This is a genomic window from Methylomonas sp. 11b (genome assembly GCF_000515215.1).
Classification (GTDB): domain Bacteria; phylum Pseudomonadota; class Gammaproteobacteria; order Methylococcales; family Methylomonadaceae; genus Methylomonas.
Genome location: NZ_KI911557.1, coordinates 3,381,061 through 3,398,854, shown reverse-complemented (window position 1 = coordinate 3,398,854; position 17,794 = coordinate 3,381,061). Strand labels below are relative to the sequence as shown.

Sequence of the window (17,794 nt, the reverse complement as noted above, 5' to 3'; positions counted from 1 at the left end):
GCGTATGCAAATAGTCACCAGCGTCGCCGCGTTGAGAGAGGTAATCCTGCAATGGCGGCAAAACGGGCAAAGCGTCGGTTTCGTGCCGACCATGGGCAATCTGCATGCCGGGCATATCAAACTAGTTAGCACCGCGAGGCAAGGGGCCGATAAAGTGGTGGTCAGTATCTTCGTCAACCCCACGCAATTTGGACCGAACGAGGATTTTGCCAGTTACCCGCGCACCGAACAGCAGGATCAGGAAAAACTGCTAGCCAGCGGTGCTGATTTACTGTTCTTGCCGTCGGTGACTGAAATGTATCCGCAAACCACGCAAACCGGTATTTCAGTCAGCGGCTTGTCGGCCCTGCATTGCGGGGCCAGCCGGCCCGGGCATTTTGACGGCGTGGCATTGGTGGTTTGCAAGCTATTGAATATGGTGCAGCCCGATGTGCTGCTGCTGGGGGAGAAGGATTTTCAACAGCTGACGCTAATTCGGCAAATGGTTGCTGATTTGAATATACCGGTTACCGTCCAAGGCGTGGCAACGGTTCGGGAAGATGACGGTCTGGCGATGAGTTCTCGCAATGGCTATTTATCCGAACAACAAAGACAACAGGCACCTAAGCTCTATCAAGCCTTGTGCGCAGCGCGCGATGATATTTTGGCAGGCTATGACGATTATCCGGCGGTGGCTGAAAAGCAGCGGCAGAATCTGCAACAAGCCGGTTTTGCCGTCGATTATTTCAGTATCTGTCGTAGCGCGGATTTATTGCCTGCCTACGCTAGCGACTCTAATCTGCTGATTTTGGCTGCTGCCAGACTGGGCAAGACGCGTCTAATCGATAACCTCTACTTTTCTAAAACAAGTATCTGACGTTACTGTTTTTTTGCCTGTAAAAGCTAATGCTTAAATTTGATAGCAGGGTTAAATTCAGGCATAATCGCCGGCCCTAGTATTCGACCTTGTTTACCATGAACATAAACATGCTTAAAGCTAAGTTACACCGTGCGCGGGTAACGCATTCCGAGCTGGATTACGAAGGATCGTGTGCTATAGACGGCAAAATTTTGGATTTTTCCGGGATTAGGGAATACGAGCAAATCCATATTTATAACATTAACAATGGTCAGCGCTTCACCACATACGCGATTCGCGCCGAAGAAGGTTCCGGTGTGTTTTCGATTAACGGCGCAGCTGCAAGGTTGGCGTGTCCTGGCGATTTGATTATCGTCTGCGCGTTCGCTAGCCTAGATGAGAAGGAACTGAAGAACTACAAGCCGACTTTGGTGTATTTCGACGGCAACAATCATATTAGCCATTCCAGTCATTCCATTCCTGTTCAGGCCGCCTGATTTAAATAACCGCCGGCGACTCAGTCTCCGGCGGTTATTTGCATTTTTAAGCTTCCGATACGTCTATTTCGCTGACTTTCTCGGTCAGGGTGATGCTTTGCTCAATAGCCACCAATACTTTTTGCATGCCGATGCGTTTGTTGGCGTTGATCAATATCGGCGACTTGATTGAGCCTTTGATAGTCGGCTTGCCGTTATCCTGCTCGTTGTCCTTGTGCAGTAGAATTAAAATCACCAACTCGTCGCCCGGCTCTATTTGCAACAGCGCTTCTTCCGGATCAGTTACCGTAAAGTTGTAATTGATGTTGAAATTGGCCGGATGCGCCGCGGAAAAGGTTAGCTCCGCGTTATCGACCGATTGCAGCCAAAACACTATTTCGCTGCCTTCCTGATGAAATAACTTAAAGCGGGTCTGATCTTCGAAACCGGGTAGGCCGCGCGGAAAATTGATGATAGTGTCCGGATTGATGTCTTGGTTGCCTAACAATTTCGATTGAATTTCCATAGTCCCGCCCGTATTCGTTGAAGTCTAAGTTAACAGCATTAATCAATGCACCAATGTATAGCACGGAAAGGGGTATTTGCAATGCGGATTGTCGGTAACTACCAGGTATTCTTGCTTTATCGCGGCCGACTCCCTACAATTGCGCGCTTCTTTCAGGTGTTTGCGCCGTTTTCTCGGCCAAGCTTAAACAGGAAGTCGGTGCGGCGGTTTTAACCGCCCATGCCGACGCTGCCCCCGCAACGGTAGATAAGTAAAGAGCTGCGTTTTTGCCACTGTGCGCTTTGCATGGGAAGGTCGTAGATCAGGCGTAAAGCCACTTATAAGCCCGGAGACTGGCCCGGAAGATCATTCGAGACAGCGGAGGGCTGTTTACGGAATGGTCTGAGTCCATGCCTAGCCTGCCTCCGCCTTTTTCGTTTTCCGTTTTTCCTCTGTCCTTTTTCACCCGGATGCGCGGCGGGCGCAGAGGACAATATGCAATCAATTTTATACAGATCTTTATTTCTGGCGAGTACGCCTTTTACGGTGTTGGCGGCGACTAGCGACGAGTCGATTAACCTTGCCGAGACAGTTGTCACGGCTACTCGAACCGAAACTCGTCAGAACGAGTTGGCCACGGCGATGACGGTTTATACGCGCCAGGATATAGAGAAACTTCAGGTTAGAACCCTACCCGAGTTACTGAAAGGCACGCCGGGTGTCGATATGGTGCAAAGCGGCGGTTACGGCAAGGACACCAACGTCTATCTGCGCGGCACTAACTCCGATCATGTACTGGTTTTAATCGACGGCATCAAGGCCGGCTCGGTGACCACCGGCACCAGCGCGTTTCAGTTTATTCCCATCGATCAAATCGAACGTGTGGAAATTACTCGCGGCCCGCAATCCAGCCTTTATGGCTCGGAAGCGATTGGCGGGGTGATTCAGATATTTACCCGCAAGGGCGGCAACAGCGAGCGGCCGAACATCGCACTGGAAGCCGGCGGCGGCTCTTACGACACATATAATGGCTCGGCGGCCGTCAACGGCAAATGGGGCAAAGCGTGGTATAGCTTGGGTGCCGCTCAATTGGGCAGCCAGGGCATCAATGCATTGAGTGGTGTCAGCGTTGCGAATGGTTATAATCCGGATCGCGACGGCTATAACAACACCAGTCTGAATGCCAAAACCGGTTATCGGTTCGACAACGGCGCGGAATTGGAAGCGTTTTTCCTGCGGGCCGAAGGCGAAACCGAGATCGACAACTCCATCAGTAGCACCACTGAGTTTGTCAATCAGACGTTGGGGGCGACCGCCAGCGCTAATTTCAGTGATATGTGGCGATCCACATTACGCATAGGACAAAGCGTGGACGATGCCGATCAATTTCGGCATAACGGTCGATTTACCAGTCGTTTCAACACCACGCGCTGGAATGCGAGCTGGTTGAATGAATTGGCCTTGCATAAGGATCACCAATTAACGCTGGGCACCGACTACCGTTTTGATGAAATCGACAGCACCACGCGTTACGCGGAAACGTCCCGCTACGATGTAGGCGCATTTGCCGAGCTGCATAGCCGGGTCTTCGATAAGCATTTTTTGAATGCTTCTTTGCGTTGGGACGAAAACCAAGCCTTCGGCGACAGCGTCACCGGCAATTTCGGCTGGCGGTTCAATTGGGATTACGGTCTCAGCGCTTTTGCCAGTTTCGGTAATGCCTTTAAGGCCCCGACTTTCAATCAGTTATACTTCCCCGGTTTCGGTAACCCTGGTTTGCGGCCGGAAAAATCCACCAGTTTCGAAGCCGGTTTTGCCGGACGTCACGATTGGGCAAATTGGGAACTGCGCGCTTATCACACCAATATCGAGGATTTGATTGTATTCAGTGGTACGCCATCCACCGCCAGAAATATCGGCAAGGCGCAAATAGACGGCATAGAAGTGGAAGTGTCCACGCAAATTTTCGGCTGGAACAATAAGTTGAGCATGAACCTGATGACGCCTAAGGACAGGCAGACCAATTTACGCCTGCCGCGTCGGGTGACGGAAAGCTTGTCCTATGATGTCTCGCGTTCGTTCGGCGACGTTGATATTGGCGCCTCCGTGCTGGCTCAGGGCGAACGTTTCGATAATAGTACCAATACCGTGCGGTTGGGCAGCTTCATGACCGCCGATCTGCACACCGCTTATCGCATCGACAAAAATTGGATGTTAAGCGCCAAACTGAATAATATGTTCGACAAACGCTATCAAACGGTTAACACCTATAACAGCTTCGGTAGAAATTTCTATTTTTCGATCCATTACAATTACTAAACCTTTTCTGGAGAACCCTATGAATCTGAATCAAACCCTGGCTGTCAAACCCGGCGTGGTAGCGCTGATGGCGTTGATGGCTGCCACCCGCTTTCACCATTTCGGTACGCCGTTTGCGTTGCCGGACGCTTCGCTGGCGGTGTTTTTTTTCGCCGGCTTATGGCTAGGCGGTCGCTATTTGTTCGCCTTTTTGCTAGCTGAAGCGGTGCTGATTGATTATTTGGCGATCACTAAACTCGGCGTCAGCGATTTTTGCGTGTCAAAGGCTTACGGGTTTCTGGTGTTTTCTTATGGCGCAATGTGGCTGGGTGGCAAATGGTGCCGACAATTCACTGCGCTGTCAGTTGCCACAGTTGCACAGCGTTTGATGGCTCTGGTAGCGGCTACCTCCATCGCGTTTTTGTTTTCCAACGGCAGCTTTTACTGGCTGTCCGGCCGCTATCCCAACGGCTCATTCACACAATATATTGAGCGCGTCGCGATGTATTATCCGCCTTACCTGACGAATACCTTGATCTATGGCGTGGTCATTTTCGCTCTGGTCAGTGCTGTAAAATCCTTGCTGGCCGCCAAAGCCACTCGCGAAGCCATCTAAGCATTCAACCCAGCGGGGCGATTTTCATCGCCCCGCAATCGAGATCGTGTCAGTTTTGTTAACCCCAGCCGTTCTTCCAGTTTTGCAATACCTGTTTATCCAGCGTTAATCATGATTCTCACCATCAGCATTTTGCTGGCCGTCGCTATCGATTTTTGGCTGGGCGAGCCGCGTAATGCCTACCATCCATTAGTGATGTTCGGCAAATGGGCGAGCACTGTGGAAATGCGACTGTTAAACAACGAGCAAGCGGCTGTTCGCCAGCGCGTCAGCGGTTTTTTGGCGGTGGCGATAGTCTTAATGCCTTGCCTGCTATGGTTGCTGCTTTTGCCGAGTTGGCCGCCACTGCAACTTGCTGTCGAGGTACTGGTTTTATATTTTTGTATCGCTGCCCGCAGCTTACAACAACATGCGCTGGCCGTTCATTCCGCCTTGTCGGATAGCGATTTACCATTAGCGCGGCAACAGGTGGGCAAAATCGTCAGCCGTGAAACCAAAGCGATGACCGAAATCGATGTACGCCGCGCAACCATCGAATCGGTGCTGGAGAACGGTGCCGACGCGGTATTTGCGCCCTTGTTCTGGTTTGTCATATTGGGGCCGTTCGGCGCCTTGCTCTACCGCTTCAGTAATACCCTGGACGCCATGTGGGGTTACAAAAATCAACGATATTTATATTTCGGCTGGGCCGCTGCCCGCTTCGACGATTTGTTGAATTGGCTGCCGGCACGCTTGACGGCATTGAGCTATGCCCTGCTCGGTAACACCGCACAGGCCATCAAGTCCTGGCAGACGCAAGCGCATCTATTGGAAAGTCCAAACGCCGGGCCGGTGATGACCGCTGGCGGTGGCGCGTTGCTGCTGCAACTGGGCGGGCCGGCCTGTTATCACGGCCAACTGAAACAAAAGCCCTGGTTCGGCGGCTCCCAACTACCGGAAAACGACGATATTAAGCGCGCATGCAACCTGATGTACCGGGCTCTGCTGTTGTGGCTGATCGTGATTGCTGTGGGAGATGTAATTGCTTGAGCACGGTGGGCGCTTGCGGCTAGCCGCAAGCCAATATGGTATTGCTCTGACAGATTGGCTGGATTTGTCCACCGGTATCAATCCCAACGGTTGGCCCGTGCCGCCTATACCCACCGAATGCTGGCAACGCCTGCCGGAAGATGATGACGAGTTACTTGCGGCGGCACGGGCTTACTACCAAAACGACTCCTTGCTGCCGGTAGCCGGGTCGCAAGCGGCGATTCAATCATTACCTTTGTTACGACCAAAATCGCGGGTTGGCGTACTGCATCCTGCCTATGCCGAGCATGCCGGCAGTTGGCAAAAAGCCGGGCATCAAGTTGTCAGAGTCGAGGCGGATGCAATTGACGACCGTCTGGAAGAGCTGGATGTGTTGATTCTGGTCAATCCCAATAACCCCACCGGCCGACTATGGAGCCGGCCACAGCTATTGAGTTGGCATGAAAGTCTTAGCCGGCGCGGCGGCTGGCTGCTGATCGACGAAGCATTTATAGACAGCCTGCCTGTTGAATACAGTCTAGCGCCATTAGCGGTGCGGCCTGGCTTGATCATATTGCGTTCGGTGGGTAAGTTTTTCGGCTTGGCCGGCATTCGTTGCGGCTTCGTGATTACCCAGCCGGATTTGTTGGCGAAACTTGCGGAGTTGCTGGGGCCATGGACTATCAGTCATCCCGGCCGCTATGTCGCGGCGCTGGCGTTGGCCGATCAAAACTGGCAATCAGCCAATGCTGCATCATTAGCAATGCTAAGCCTGCGCCTGAGACAGCTTTTGACCGACTGCGGCTGGCCACCGGGCGGTGGCTGCGATTTGTTTCAATGGGTGAAATGCGAACAGGCGGCTAAGCTACACGATCTATTGGCTGGGCAGGGTATTCTGACCCGCTTGTTTCAGGAGCCTGCAAGTCTGCGTTTCGGCTTACCGAAGGACGAGTCAGCCTGGCAACGCTTGGCTCAGGCGCTGACTCATCCTGATATCAGGCAATTAAGCTGGTTTGCGCATCCGCAAACCTAATCCGGCGATAACGCTTGCAAATAGCCACGCCGCGCCAGGTAACGGCACGGGGGTAAACACGTGAGTGTCGACAATGTCACTGGCGGTAATGATGCCGGCGCCACGAAAGTCTTCGCTGTCGCCTAATTTTCGGTTCACTTCAAACACCAAAAACTTCAAATTATCGGCAAAGGCTAAGCCAAACAGGCTGGGCAATTTAGTGGGATCAAGGTCTACCCCGCCCAGTAATAGCTGATTAAAAAAAGCTGTCACCGAAAATTCCGCACCGGATACCAACAGGCCATTTTCATCGTATTGGTTGCTCGCCGATTCCATATGGAGCGTCAGGATGTCATAAGTACCCGGCATTACTTGGGCGGCGGTAAATCCTTGACTGTTTATCTGAGCTTCACTGATAGTGGTGTTATCGACGATATTTAGCACAGCATGGTCGTTATCGATCTCCAGCGCTTGTCCGTTAGCTAATATGGAAAGCGGAGCGCTTAGCGAGTAGCCCAAACGTAAACTGGCGGATTCGCTGCCTGACGCCGGAAAAACGTCGCTGGAGCTCGGTGACAAGACATCAACGGTTACTTGCCCTGAAAAATTGCCGGTGCTGAAATTGACGAAATCGCCTGAAAAAGTAAATTCAAGAGCCGCAGTCGCGTTAGCCGAATACAAAAACGTCGCTAATAGGGCAGATAGTATTTTCATGGTTTGTCCTTAAAGTAAATTTAGTGATACGACTTCTTAGACTTAGCAGCAAGACTAAGTGGAGGCGCAGGGGATACCAATATTTTTGTGAGCGAGTTCAATCTCTGTGCCGATTATCGCGGCAGCCGGTCGATACCGTCAACCCTTGATTTTCCTGGGCAAGCGTTAGCTTGCTACAAACCAGTTGTCAAATTGGGACGCTGAGAGTCGGGCTAACTAAAAAAGCTTGTCCAAAATCGACATCACAATCTCCACGGCAATCAGCCAGATAATGATCCACTCCAAGGCCGAGGAATGCTGGTGTTTTTGTTCATCTGCCAGCATTTCCAGCAGCTCATGTATCGTCTCAAGCTTTTTTGACAATACGTCGGTGCGTTGCTGAATTTCCAGGTAATTGGCTGCCATTGAATAAATATGCTGGTATTCGGGATGTTCCCAAAAAAATTCCGGGGTATCCAGCAAGTCGTAATTCAGGATGATGTCACTCTTCGTCAGGAACAGCTGGCCGCGGATCATGGCCATGGTTTTCCGGTTGAGTTTGATCTTGCCTTCCCGCGCCAGCGATTGCGGTAAATGGCTGGTGGCGCGGATCGTGTCGATGGCATGACCTTCGAAAGCCGCCAACTTGATCGATTGCGCCATCGCGTGCGACAGCGCCAACAGCACTTTGAAGTCGGCCGATTGGAGCTCCAAGTGATCATGCTGAAAACGGTCTTGCTCGCAGCCCACTTCGTAACTGAAATTGTCTTCCTGCGGTTCGGCGTCAGGTTTGATCGCATAATCCAGCAACAAATCCTGCAAGGCCCGGCGGTCGTCGAGATTGAGGTTCCAACACACCATTACGCCATAGGAGAACACAATCGCGCAACCGGTTTTGTAATCAATCACCAGGGCGTTTCTGAACAGTTGCGCACGGGTGGTATCCAGCAGTTTTTCCCGCAATTGTGCGAATTCGAACGATTGCGCCAGGCATACCGTCAGGCAGCGTTTAATGGGTCTGTCGTCTGTCATGTCCGGGTTGTCTTAGGTCGGTTTCGGCATTAGTTTGTAACACCGACAGGCAAAACGGTTAAAATAGCCAATTAATCCATCTACTGAAAGCGTATTGCTGAGTGTCATGCCAACTAACTATAACACCGATGATTTAAGAATTTGTGAAACCAAGGACGTGGTGGCGCCGATTCAGGTTCATGAAGAAATCCCGATGACCGAGCAGGCCGCAACCACCATTCTGCATACCAGGGAAGCGATTCACAACATTCTGACCGGTGCCGACGACAGATTGCTGGTGATTATTGGCCCTTGCTCTATCCACGACCCGGCAGCGGCGGTGGAATACGCCGGGCGCTTGAAACTCATCATGGACGAATTGAAAGATGACCTGGTGATCGTGATGCGGGTGTACTTCGAAAAACCGCGCACCACGGTGGGCTGGAAAGGCCTGATTAACGATCCCGACCTCAATTCCAGCTTCAACATCAACAAAGGCCTGCACATGGCCCGGCAGTTATTGTCGGATGTGAACAACCTGGGTGTGCCGGCCGCTACCGAATATCTGGACCTGATTACACCGCAGTATGTCTCCGATCTGATTTCCTGGGGCGCCATCGGTGCCCGCACCACCGAGAGCCAAGTGCATCGGGAATTGGCGTCTGGATTATCCTGCCCGGTCGGCTTCAAAAACGCCACCGACGGCGGCATTAAAATTGCCATCGACGCGATCAACGCCGCGATGAGCCCGCATCACTTTTTATCTTTGACCAAAGAAGGCCGCTCGGCGATTTTTTCGACGCGCGGTAACGAAGACGCCCACATCATCCTGCGCGGCGGCAACAACCGGCCGAACTACGACGAAGTTAGCGTCGAGCAAGTAGCCGAGGGCTTGGTGGAAGCCGGCCTACGCCCCAACATCATGATCGATTTCAGCCACGCCAACAGCTCAAAAAAATACGAAAGGCAAATGCTGGTAGCGCAAGATGTGGCCGGGCAAATCCGCGGCGGCGATACCCGCATCATCGGCGCGATGGTGGAAAGCCATCTGGTTGGTGGTCGGCAGGATGTCGAGGAAGGCAAGCCGCTGACTTACGGGCAAAGCATTACCGACGCCTGCTTGTGCTGGGAAGACAGCGCGGAATTGTTACATCACTTGGCCGGTGCCGTAGAACGCCGCCGCGCCGCGAAAACACACAAGGTTTAAAGCATGAAAATACAGGTCAATGGCGACAATCGCGAATATGGCGAGAACGCCACCGTTGCCGACGTAATTGCCGATTTGGGCTTAACCGGCAAACGCATCGCCGTGGAATTGAACAAGGAAATTTTGCCGTTTACCCAACACGCCAGCCAGCGCTTGCAAAACGATGACCGCCTGGAAATCGTCCAGGCCATCGGCGGCGGTCAAGACGACTATTTCACGCTGGCCGGCAAAAACTATCGGTCACGGCTGTTGGTCGGTTCCGGTAAATACAAGGATTTGGAAGAAACCCGCTTGGCCACCGAAGCCAGCGGCGCCGAGATCATCACTGTCGCTATTCGCCGCACCAATATCGGCCAAAATCCGGGAGAACCCAGCTTGCTGGATGTGATTTCACCGGACAAATACACGATTTTGCCCAACACCGCCGGCTGTTACACTGCCGAAGATGCGGTGCGCACCTGTCGTTTGGCGCGCGAGTTATTGGGTGGTCATAAATTGGTCAAATTGGAAGTATTGGCCGATCAACTGACCTTGTTTCCCGATGTGGCCCAAACCTACATAGCCGCCGAGTTGCTGGTCAAAGAGGGGTTTGACGTGATGGTCTACACCAATGACGACCCGATTGCCGCCAAGCGCCTGGAAGAAATTGGCTGCGTGGCGGTAATGCCGCTGGCCGCGCCAATCGGTTCCGGTTTGGGCATCCGCAACCCTTACAACATCCTGACCATCGTCGAAAACGCCAAGGTGCCTATCCTGGTCGATGCCGGCGTCGGCACAGCGTCCGATGCTGCGATGGCGATGGAGTTAGGCTGCGACGGCGTGTTAATGAACACCGCCATCGCCGCAGCCAAAAATCCAGTGTTAATGGCCTCGGCGATGAGAAAAGGCATAGAAGCCGGTCGCGAAGCCTTCCTGGCTGGACGGATGCCGCGTAAACGTTTTGCTTCGGCCTCTTCGCCGATTGATGGCTTGTTTTTGTAAGCTCGTATTAGATTAGGTAGTGGAGGAAACTATAAAATTTGTTCTAAAGTTGGTCCACTTAGCTTTTACTGTTTTTTTGCAGAAACTTGGCTATTCCGAAAACGATGCTGAAAATGTTTCTAACAGAATTGGTTGGGGCGTTTTAGCTGGTTTTATGGCGTTGTTGGTTTTTGTGACAATCAAATACGGAACGTAGGTCGGGTAAGCGGAGACTCCGTGGAAATATCAGAGCGCTTAGTAATAAAACTTCTGATTTTAGCGATTACTCTTGGGGTCTATTTTTTATTAAATACTATAATCCCAAATTTGGATTTCGAGAGTTTACAAAAGAGAGTAATACTGATAGTTGCAGTAACTTCAATTGGATTTTTTATCTTTGTAACTTTTAAATACGGAATGTAGGTTGGGTTAACAATCCCATAGGGCTTGTTGAGCCAACATTTCAAGCCAAACATGTTGAGTGAAACCGCCGTAACGGAACTTGCCTCGATACGCTAAATGCCTAGATTATGAACGCCGTTCAACCAAACACTGAGAACAATGTGCTTTGCTATTGCAGCGGCACCACCGAGCAGCAAATCAAAGCCCTGCTAGCCGAGGGTATCGTCGATCCCGAAAGAATCTCCCGCATCACCGGCGCTGCGTCGGGATGCGGTGGTTGCGAGTTCGAATTGCAGCAACTTATATTCGATCATACTTAAGAAGCATAAGGTAATGGCCTGTTGCGATGATCCCACCGAACCGAAAAAACTCGATCGCCGCGACTTGATCCGCTTACAGGAACAATACGGCGAATTGGTAAGGGATTTGTTTACCGAAGATCCGGAAAAGGTCGTTCTGAAGCTGTTAAACGACGCCAATACTTATTTGACGGAGTTGGCGGCCTTGCATGCCCATCATCCCTCTGTGCGCTTAAGGGCTGTTGAGTTATTGGCACAACCTAGTGCATCGGTGTTGCAACAAATTCTTCAAAAAGAGCCGGATTCCCCGTTCGGTATGGCCGCTCAAGCCCGGCTAACGCAATTGAGGTAGATCATTCGCATACAAACTTCGTTGAATAGCTTGATACTTGTGTTATCTCAACTACATTAGTGAAGCGCTCAACGTAGACTGATCAAATGCTTGGTAGCATGCTATCGCGCATTTCGCGCATGACTTGTCATGATAACCTGCAACAAGATCAGTCACCTCTCCCATCTTAAAGTCTTAAGGATTTCATCATGAAATTGTCGACAGTTACAATTGCGGTGCTAATGTCTCTAGTATCCGGAAATTTATATGCAGACCAATATATATGCAAAAATATTAGTGGGACAATACAGCCGTCCACTGTTGACCCGGATTGCAATATTCTAAAATTCAGGGATCGCCAGTTTCCCGATGTAACTTTTTTGGGACCACTACCTCCCGGCGCGCCACCAGTTTGCTTTATCGGCACCTTAACCGCCACATTAGGCAAAAACCTGAAGCTGACCGGAACGGCATTCTCCGGGCTGTTTGCAAATGGACTGGGTCAATTAACCGGAGCGTCGGCAATTAAATTGAGTGCCGGGCCGGTTGATCTGGGGCGGGTTTTTACTAAAGATCTGATTTTTAATCCTGAAGGTGCGACGACAGAATTATTAACGATGGTTGGCGGCAGCAAAACCTTTAAAGACGGTCGGGGACAATTTGAAATTACCGGCAACATTCTTTATGAGAGCGCGCCATTTACCGGCCAGTTGTGTGTAGAGGACGACTGATTCGGTTTGTACAATTTAGATAAATACGTTTCTAATATGTGTTTTTCGGCAGCTTATCGTTGACGAAAAACACACTTTTTTGCTGACGGAATGCGGCACTAATTTGCTGCAATAGTTACAGGAAACGCTTTTCGCTTCCCTGGACATAGCGGATGTTTAAACTTCAGCTGATATACTCGGCAATCCATATTTAGTTTCACCCGTTTAACGGTCGCTATTCCGATGATTGAACTCCAAAAAATCGACCCTACCCGAATCAAAAGCTTCATCCGCCGCCAAGGCCGCGCTACCGCCGGCCAAAAGCTGGCACTGGAAAGCCATTGGGATAAGTATTGCCTATCGCCGCAAGCTGATTTTGATGCCGAGCGAGCCTTTGGTCGGCAGGCGCCGTTGATCGTCGAGATCGGTTTCGGTAACGGCGACAGTCTGGCGGCGATGGCGGCAGCCAATCCGGATTTGAACTATTTAGGCATCGAAGTACATCGGCCCGGCGTCGGACATTTAATGATGTTGCTGGAACAGCGCGGCATTAACAATGTACGGATTTACCATCACGATGCCATCGAGATTCTGGAGCAAAAAATCGCCGACCACAGCCTGGCCGGTGTGCATTTGTTCTTCCCCGATCCCTGGCAAAAGCGCCGCCATCACAAACGCCGCATCGTCCGTCCCAGTTTCGTGGAATTGCTGAACAAAAAATTGCTGGCCGGCGGCTATTTTCACGCCGCCACCGATTGGGAGCATTACGCCAAAGATATGCTGGGGATTTTGTCGGCGGGCACCGGTTTGCAAAACAGCAGCTCCAGCAACGATTTCTGCGAGCGGCCTATTTATCGGCCCTTAACCAAGTTCGAAAACCGTGGTTTGGGTTTGGGTCACGGGGTTTGGGATTTGATTTTTCGCAAGGTTTAAACGGGGCGAGACGCGATAACCCGGTCGCTGAGCGGAGCCGAAGCAATTGCCGGCGCTGCTCAGCCGGCGGTCTTCACCACATCAAATCGTCCGGAATCTGAAACTCCGCATAAGGATCGTCGGCGGCCGCCACGTCTTGCGTCGCTTCGTTCAACACCACAATACTAGCTTTATCCCGCGCCTGTACTTTACGGGCAACTTCCGCCGGCACAATCTCGTAATGTCCGTCTATTTTGGCGATGCCGGCCCGGCCGTTGATCATGGCCTCCCGCACTTTTTCAGCCACGTATAGGGTTTTGACTTTGTTGTCGTCGGTGAAGTTGTAAGCCAAGCCGTTTACGTCCTGAGCGATACGGTTCATGTCGACGATTTGCTTGATTTGCGCGCCCAGGGCTTTTTGTTCCTCGGCCAGCTTGCGTTGCCGATTCAGTTCGCGGTCGCGCTCTACTTGTTGCTGGCGCAGTTGTTCCGCGCTGAGTTTGACCTCATCGACGATTTCGACGCCATTATTGCGTTCCAGCTTGCCTTGCTTGCGCTTCTCGGCTTTGACTTGTTTGAGCTTGGCGTCGTTACTTAGACCGGATTTAAGCAGTTGTTCTTGCAGGGATAGGGTTTGCGGTTTTTTCATGGCTAGACAGCAGTTTAGCAAGGTTAAAATTCCAGGTCAGCATAGCACAAAGTATTACTGGCCCAGCATCTTGCCGGTGGCGTACTGCCACCAGCTCAATGGTTTGGTCAGCGGCACCTCGCAGCGGTCGTAACCACGGTATTCGATACCGCGAAAAATGTCTTCGCGCAGCCATTGATAGGCGGCCGGCGCGCTTTGTTGCAAGCGTTCCGGGATCAGGATGTATTGCGCCACCAACTCGGCGAGTTTTTCTTGCGTGGTACCGTCGTAACGGCCTTCGTTCACTTCACCCAGATATTCGAAAGCCTCAAACCATTTCGACGGCCACAACGCCAATTTGGCCTCGGCGATGATTTTCATGATGTCTTCGTCGTTGGAAATCTTGTGGTATTTGTAGAAAAAATACAGATCGTCCTGGCCATTCCAGAAATGGAAATTATCGATGGTGTGAGCGATTTCATGCACCACGATAGGCAAGCGAAAATCCACCAGATATTGCACGCCGATGTCGCGATAGGTCCCGCCTTCCTTGCCTTTGTCGAAAGCCTTCACGGTAAACACGATCAGATTCTGACCGCTGAATACCTGGGCCACGGTTTGCGAGCGAAAGCCTATGCCCGGCACCAGCGTCAACGGGTGAGTGTGATCCTGCCAGATGCTGTTTTTGTAGTCTTCTTGAAACGCATCGCGTATCAGCTCCTGCATCACCGTCGGTTTATCGGCAATTTCCTGTTCCAGATTATCTACCGGTTTGGCTTTGCTGATGCTTTGTCTTAAAAAGGCCGGAATCTTGCGAATGGCTTTTTCGAACAGGCGCAGGTGGTCGGCGTTGAAGCGCCGCACTTCGTAGCGATAGTCATCGCTGTGTTTGACCACAGTTTTGGTGTCGTAGAACAAGGCCAATGCCCGCCACGCGGCTTCACGGTCATCCCAATATTTTTCCAGTACGCAGAGTTCGCCGGCGGTGTTGTTGGCGCAGTCTTCGCGGTAATCGGCCAAATCGTCGAGATGGTCCTGATTCTTATGATCGGTCAGCACGGCCACCGCTTGTTTACGCAGGCCGGGATGGTCGGCTTCGTAAAAACGGATGATGTCTGCCAGCGCTGCGGTGGGAGTAAATTGTTGCTGGCTTGTAGCGCAAACCAACTCGGTGTTTTGCGACAGCGGGAAAAAGCGGTTTTGAAACAGCGGCGCCGGTTCGGCGGCGTTGACAGCGCCAGCATATAACAGCAACCATCTTAAGCAAGCGCGCCGCAAAACGCTCAAACGGCGCAAACCTTATTTATCCAGACCCATGGCGTCCCACACTTTTTGAATGGCGCCTTCATCCTTGTAATTGGCTTGCGGCGCACCGGCCGGGTAATTCAAGGTGTAAATCCGTTCAGCATCGGCGGCCAATTCGTCCATACCCAGCTGCCGATAGCCGTCCTGCATGATTTGCAAGGCAAACGGCACTGCCGGAGTGCGTTGATATTCCTTGATGATGTGATTGGCACGATTTACAGCGGCGACATAGGCTTTACGGCGCATGTAAAAGTCGGCGACATGGACTTCGTACATTGCCATATTGTTACGGAGTGCGATCATCCGCAGTTTGGCGTCGGCGACGTACTGGCTGTTGGGGTAGCGCCGAATCAGCTCTTGAAAATTATCGTAAGAATCCTTGGCGGGGCCGGGATCACGCTGTGACGAGTCAGTGGGCAGGAAGCGATCAATAAAGCCGATGCCGCGGTTGTAATTGATCAGGCCTTTCAAGTAATAGGCATAATCTACATTTGGGTTACGCGGATGGATTTTAATGAAGCGGTCGGCAGCGGCCAAGCCCGCTTCCGGATCGTCGTTTTTATAGTAAGCATACGCAACATTTAATTGCGCCTGAGCCGCGTAATCGCCGAACGGATACCTCGATTCCAGGGCTTCGTAGAGGGTAACGGCTTTTTGGTAGTTTTTATTGTCCAGCGCTTCCTTGGCTTTTTCATGAAACATCTTGTCATCCCAGCCGGCGTACTCTTCCTCTTTGCCGGCGGAAGAATCCTTGCTCATAAAGGCGTCCAGGGTTTCGCAGCCTTGCAGCATCCAAGCCAGACTGGCGATAAAAACGGTTTTTACTAAAACTAATCGCATACGTTTATCAACACGTTGTAATATTGCGGGTTTTTTGCAGCTTTTGGCGGCGTTCTGGCCGCGAGTATAACTTAAAAACGACTATGACGATATTGACGGCAAGGGTTCCAGAGGAACTGGCGGGTATGCGACTGGACCAGTGTCTGGCCGAAGTGTTTCCGGATTATTCGCGCAGCAAACTGCAAACCTGGATCAAAGCCGGTCGGGTATTGGTGGATGGCGAGATCATGAAAGGCCGCGAAAAATTGGATGGCGGCGAAGAAATCGAGCTGGATGCCGAAGCCGAGCGTGTCATCGAATACGCGCCTCAGGAAATCCCGCTAGACATTATTTATGAAGACGATTCTTTACTCATCGTCAACAAACCAGCCGGCTTGGTCGTGCATCCCGCGGTCGGCAACTGGGACGGCACTTTAGTCAATGCCTTGCTCAATCATGTACCCAGTTTGGATACTCTGCCGCGCGCCGGCATTGTGCATCGCATCGACAAAGACACCAGCGGTCTGTTGATGGTGGCCAAAACCTTACAGGCTCATAACAGCCTGGTCGAACAACTGCAGGAGCGCAGTATCCACCGTGAATATCTGGCGCTGGTAAAAGGCTGGATGACTGCCGGCGGCACCGTGGACGAGCCTATCGGCCGCCATCCGGTGGACCGTAAACGTAATGCGGTGGTGCGTCGCGGCGGAAAAGAAGCGATTACCCATTACCGCCTGGAACAGCGCTTTAAGCGCCATACTCTGATTCGCGTGAAGCTGGAAACCGGCCGCACGCATCAGATTAGAGTGCATATGACGCACATCAATTACCCGCTAGTGGGTGATCAAGTTTACGGCGGTCGCTTTCAAATGCCCGCCGATTGCAGTCCGGCACTGGCCGACGCCTTGCGCAATTTCAAGCGTCAGGCCCTGCATGCCGCCAAACTAGGTCTGGAGCATCCGGAAACTGGCGAGTATTGCGAATGGGAGCAACACATCCCCGAAGACATGCAAAATCTATTGAAACTACTGGCCGAAAATGAATTGGATCAAGCCTGATTGGCCGCTGCCGGCGCATGTGCACGCCGCCGTCACCTTGCGCACCGGCGGCGTCAGCACTGGCCCTTACGCCAGTTTGAATCCGGCCAGCCACGTCAACGACGACCCGCAGCACGTTAAAACCAACCGCTACATCATCAAGGATATGCTGCAACTGCCGTCCGAACCGGTCTGGCTACAGCAAGTGCACGGCACACGCGTGGTGAACGCCGACGAAACCGAGGGTCTGGAGGAAGCGGACGCCAGCTTTGCCGATCAATCCGGCACGGTGTGCGCGATACTGACGGCGGATTGTCTACCGGTACTATTCTGTGGCGACGACGGCGAAGTGGTCGCCGCCGCCCACGCCGGTTGGCGCGGCTTGCAGGCCGGCATCATCGCCGAAACCCTGTATGCAATGAGTTGTCAGGATGTGCATGTTTGGCTGGGTCCGGCGATAGGCCCTGATAATTTCGAAGTCGGCGACGAGGTGCGGGACGCTTTTATTAAAGACAACCCGATTACCGCAGTGGCATTTCGTGCCAGGCAGCCAGGCAAATGGCTGGCCGATATTTACCGCTTGGCGCGCATTAAACTTGCTGAACTGGGCGTGGAACAAGTGTACGGTGGCGACTTCTGTACAGTCGCCGATCCTCATCGTTTTTACTCGTACCGCCGCGACGGCGCGACCACTGGCCGCATGGCCAGCCTGATTTGGAGAGACTAA

The 17,794-nt window shown here is 52.1% G+C and carries 20 protein-coding genes and 1 riboswitch; of the genes, 14 read left to right on the top strand and 6 right to left on the bottom strand.

Features of this window, described 5'->3' with window-relative positions; genetic code table 11:
• The first annotated feature begins 4 nt into the window (after window positions 1–4).
• Both panC and panD read left to right on the top strand, forming a co-directional pair.
• Complete coding sequence (gene panC, locus METH11B_RS0116330; protein WP_026602936.1) at window positions 5–856, top strand: pantoate--beta-alanine ligase; 852 nt, start codon at window positions 5–7, stop codon at window positions 854–856.
• 98 nt (window positions 857–954) lie between these two features.
• Window positions 955–1,335, top strand: a complete 381-nt coding sequence (panD, locus tag METH11B_RS0116325) for an aspartate 1-decarboxylase (RefSeq protein WP_020483844.1) — start codon at window positions 955–957, stop codon at window positions 1,333–1,335.
• Between the two features lie 46 nt (window positions 1,336–1,381).
• Here the strand turns inward: panD and fliW are convergent, their stop codons facing one another.
• Window positions 1,382–1,840, bottom strand: a complete 459-nt coding sequence (gene fliW / locus METH11B_RS0116320; RefSeq protein ID WP_020483843.1) for a flagellar assembly protein FliW — start codon at window positions 1,838–1,840, stop codon at window positions 1,382–1,384.
• A 137-nt stretch (window positions 1,841–1,977) separates the two neighbouring features.
• Window positions 1,978–2,195: riboswitch (cobalamin riboswitch) on the top strand.
• 119 nt (window positions 2,196–2,314) lie between these two features.
• Between fliW and METH11B_RS0116315 the strand changes: the two genes are divergently transcribed.
• The 4 genes from METH11B_RS0116315 to cobD all read left to right on the top strand — a co-directional run bounded on the left by METH11B_RS0116315 (window position 2,315) and on the right by cobD (window position 6,774).
• Window positions 2,315–4,138 (top strand): TonB-dependent receptor domain-containing protein, encoded by a 1,824-nt coding sequence (locus METH11B_RS0116315; RefSeq protein WP_026602935.1) that lies wholly within the window; start codon window positions 2,315–2,317, stop codon window positions 4,136–4,138.
• Between the two features lie 19 nt (window positions 4,139–4,157).
• The gene (locus METH11B_RS0116310) at window positions 4,158–4,733 is read left to right on the top strand and encodes a hypothetical protein (RefSeq protein ID WP_026602934.1); all 576 of its coding nucleotides are present in this window, start codon (window positions 4,158–4,160) and stop codon (window positions 4,731–4,733) included.
• Between the two features lie 111 nt (window positions 4,734–4,844).
• Entirely contained in the window at window positions 4,845–5,762 is a 918-nt protein-coding gene (cbiB, locus tag METH11B_RS0116305) for an adenosylcobinamide-phosphate synthase CbiB (protein ID WP_026602933.1), read from the top strand.
• Window positions 5,755–6,774, top strand: a complete 1,020-nt coding sequence (gene cobD, locus METH11B_RS0116300; RefSeq protein WP_026602932.1) for a threonine-phosphate decarboxylase CobD — start codon at window positions 5,755–5,757, stop codon at window positions 6,772–6,774. Before cbiB ends, cobD begins: the two co-directional genes overlap by 8 nt.
• On the opposite strand, the gene METH11B_RS0116295 is transcribed toward cobD, so the two are convergent.
• On the bottom strand, window positions 6,745–7,467 hold the full coding sequence (locus METH11B_RS0116295) for a hypothetical protein (RefSeq protein WP_026602931.1): 723 nt from the start codon (window positions 7,465–7,467) through the stop codon (window positions 6,745–6,747). The genes cobD and METH11B_RS0116295 overlap by 30 nt on opposite strands.
• 216 nt (window positions 7,468–7,683) lie before the next feature.
• Window positions 7,684–8,478 carry an RMD1 family protein gene (locus tag METH11B_RS0116290; protein WP_026602930.1) on the bottom strand — a complete coding sequence of 265 codons (795 nt, stop codon included), beginning with the start codon at window positions 8,476–8,478 and terminating at the stop codon, window positions 7,684–7,686.
• A gap of 106 nt (window positions 8,479–8,584) precedes the next feature.
• Between METH11B_RS0116290 and aroG the strand changes: the two genes are divergently transcribed.
• The 6 genes from aroG (at window position 8,585) to trmB (ending at window position 13,299) form a co-directional block, all read left to right on the top strand.
• Complete coding sequence (aroG, locus tag METH11B_RS0116285) at window positions 8,585–9,664, top strand: 3-deoxy-7-phosphoheptulonate synthase AroG (protein WP_026602929.1); 1,080 nt, start codon at window positions 8,585–8,587, stop codon at window positions 9,662–9,664.
• 3 nt (window positions 9,665–9,667) lie between these two features.
• Window positions 9,668–10,645: a sulfur carrier protein ThiS gene (gene thiS, locus METH11B_RS0116280; protein ID WP_026602928.1), complete on the top strand. Its 978-nt coding sequence runs from the start codon at window positions 9,668–9,670 to the stop codon at window positions 10,643–10,645.
• 509 nt (window positions 10,646–11,154) lie between these two features.
• Window positions 11,155–11,346 (top strand): (2Fe-2S)-binding protein, encoded by a 192-nt coding sequence (locus METH11B_RS0116275; protein ID WP_020483833.1) that lies wholly within the window; start codon window positions 11,155–11,157, stop codon window positions 11,344–11,346.
• Between the two features lie 13 nt (window positions 11,347–11,359).
• A complete protein-coding gene (locus tag METH11B_RS0116270) occupies window positions 11,360–11,677 on the top strand; it encodes a hypothetical protein (protein WP_026602927.1) in 318 nt (105 codons plus the stop codon).
• Window positions 11,678–11,865: 188 nt separating this feature from the next.
• Window positions 11,866–12,387, top strand: a complete 522-nt coding sequence (locus METH11B_RS0116265) for a hypothetical protein (protein WP_020483831.1) — start codon at window positions 11,866–11,868, stop codon at window positions 12,385–12,387.
• A 222-nt stretch (window positions 12,388–12,609) separates the two neighbouring features.
• Window positions 12,610–13,299, top strand: a complete 690-nt coding sequence (gene trmB / locus METH11B_RS0116260) for a tRNA (guanosine(46)-N7)-methyltransferase TrmB (protein WP_026602925.1) — start codon at window positions 12,610–12,612, stop codon at window positions 13,297–13,299.
• Between the two features lie 73 nt (window positions 13,300–13,372).
• On the opposite strand, the gene METH11B_RS0116255 is transcribed toward trmB, so the two are convergent.
• The 3 genes from METH11B_RS0116255 to METH11B_RS0116245 are packed head-to-tail and all read right to left on the bottom strand — an operon-like array spanning window position 13,373 to window position 16,051.
• Window positions 13,373–13,927: a DUF2058 domain-containing protein gene (locus METH11B_RS0116255; protein WP_026602924.1), complete on the bottom strand. Its 555-nt coding sequence runs from the start codon at window positions 13,925–13,927 to the stop codon at window positions 13,373–13,375.
• 54 nt (window positions 13,928–13,981) lie between these two features.
• Window positions 13,982–15,160: a hypothetical protein gene (locus METH11B_RS0116250; protein ID WP_231499627.1), complete on the bottom strand. Its 1,179-nt coding sequence runs from the start codon at window positions 15,158–15,160 to the stop codon at window positions 13,982–13,984.
• 45 nt (window positions 15,161–15,205) lie between these two features.
• The gene (locus METH11B_RS0116245) at window positions 15,206–16,051 is read right to left on the bottom strand and encodes an outer membrane protein assembly factor BamD (protein WP_020483827.1); all 846 of its coding nucleotides are present in this window, start codon (window positions 16,049–16,051) and stop codon (window positions 15,206–15,208) included.
• Between the two features lie 83 nt (window positions 16,052–16,134).
• On the opposite strand from METH11B_RS0116245, the gene rluD reads away from it, so the two are divergent.
• Window positions 16,135–17,088 carry a 23S rRNA pseudouridine(1911/1915/1917) synthase RluD gene (rluD, locus tag METH11B_RS0116240; RefSeq protein ID WP_026602922.1) on the top strand — a complete coding sequence of 318 codons (954 nt, stop codon included), beginning with the start codon at window positions 16,135–16,137 and terminating at the stop codon, window positions 17,086–17,088.
• The gene (gene pgeF, locus METH11B_RS0116235) at window positions 17,069–17,794 is read left to right on the top strand and encodes a peptidoglycan editing factor PgeF (protein WP_026602921.1); all 726 of its coding nucleotides are present in this window, start codon (window positions 17,069–17,071) and stop codon (window positions 17,792–17,794) included. Before rluD ends, pgeF begins: the two co-directional genes overlap by 20 nt.

Excerpts from the sequence above, each read along its gene's own strand:
- panC (WP_026602936.1), top strand. The coding sequence starts at position 5 with ATGCAAATAGTCACCAGCGTCGCCGCGTTGAGAGAGGTAATCCTGCAA.
- panD (WP_020483844.1), top strand. The coding sequence starts at position 955 with ATGAACATAAACATGCTTAAAGCTAAGTTACACCGTGCGCGGGTAACG.
- fliW (WP_020483843.1), bottom strand. The coding sequence starts at position 1,840 with ATGGAAATTCAATCGAAATTGTTAGGCAACCAAGACATCAATCCGGAC.
- METH11B_RS0116315 (WP_026602935.1), top strand. The coding sequence starts at position 2,315 with ATGCAATCAATTTTATACAGATCTTTATTTCTGGCGAGTACGCCTTTT.
- METH11B_RS0116310 (WP_026602934.1), top strand. The coding sequence starts at position 4,158 with ATGAATCTGAATCAAACCCTGGCTGTCAAACCCGGCGTGGTAGCGCTG.
- cbiB (WP_026602933.1), top strand. The coding sequence starts at position 4,845 with ATGATTCTCACCATCAGCATTTTGCTGGCCGTCGCTATCGATTTTTGG.
- METH11B_RS0116295 (WP_026602931.1), bottom strand. The coding sequence starts at position 7,467 with ATGAAAATACTATCTGCCCTATTAGCGACGTTTTTGTATTCGGCTAAC.
- METH11B_RS0116290 (WP_026602930.1), bottom strand. The coding sequence starts at position 8,478 with ATGACAGACGACAGACCCATTAAACGCTGCCTGACGGTATGCCTGGCG.
- aroG (WP_026602929.1), top strand. The coding sequence starts at position 8,585 with ATGCCAACTAACTATAACACCGATGATTTAAGAATTTGTGAAACCAAG.
- thiS (WP_026602928.1), top strand. The coding sequence starts at position 9,668 with ATGAAAATACAGGTCAATGGCGACAATCGCGAATATGGCGAGAACGCC.
- METH11B_RS0116275 (WP_020483833.1), top strand. The coding sequence starts at position 11,155 with ATGAACGCCGTTCAACCAAACACTGAGAACAATGTGCTTTGCTATTGC.
- METH11B_RS0116270 (WP_026602927.1), top strand. The coding sequence starts at position 11,360 with ATGGCCTGTTGCGATGATCCCACCGAACCGAAAAAACTCGATCGCCGC.
- METH11B_RS0116265 (WP_020483831.1), top strand. The coding sequence starts at position 11,866 with ATGAAATTGTCGACAGTTACAATTGCGGTGCTAATGTCTCTAGTATCC.
- trmB (WP_026602925.1), top strand. The coding sequence starts at position 12,610 with ATGATTGAACTCCAAAAAATCGACCCTACCCGAATCAAAAGCTTCATC.
- METH11B_RS0116255 (WP_026602924.1), bottom strand. The coding sequence starts at position 13,927 with ATGAAAAAACCGCAAACCCTATCCCTGCAAGAACAACTGCTTAAATCC.
- METH11B_RS0116245 (WP_020483827.1), bottom strand. The coding sequence starts at position 16,051 with ATGCGATTAGTTTTAGTAAAAACCGTTTTTATCGCCAGTCTGGCTTGG.
- rluD (WP_026602922.1), top strand. The coding sequence starts at position 16,135 with ATGACGATATTGACGGCAAGGGTTCCAGAGGAACTGGCGGGTATGCGA.
- pgeF (WP_026602921.1), top strand. The coding sequence starts at position 17,069 with ATGAATTGGATCAAGCCTGATTGGCCGCTGCCGGCGCATGTGCACGCC.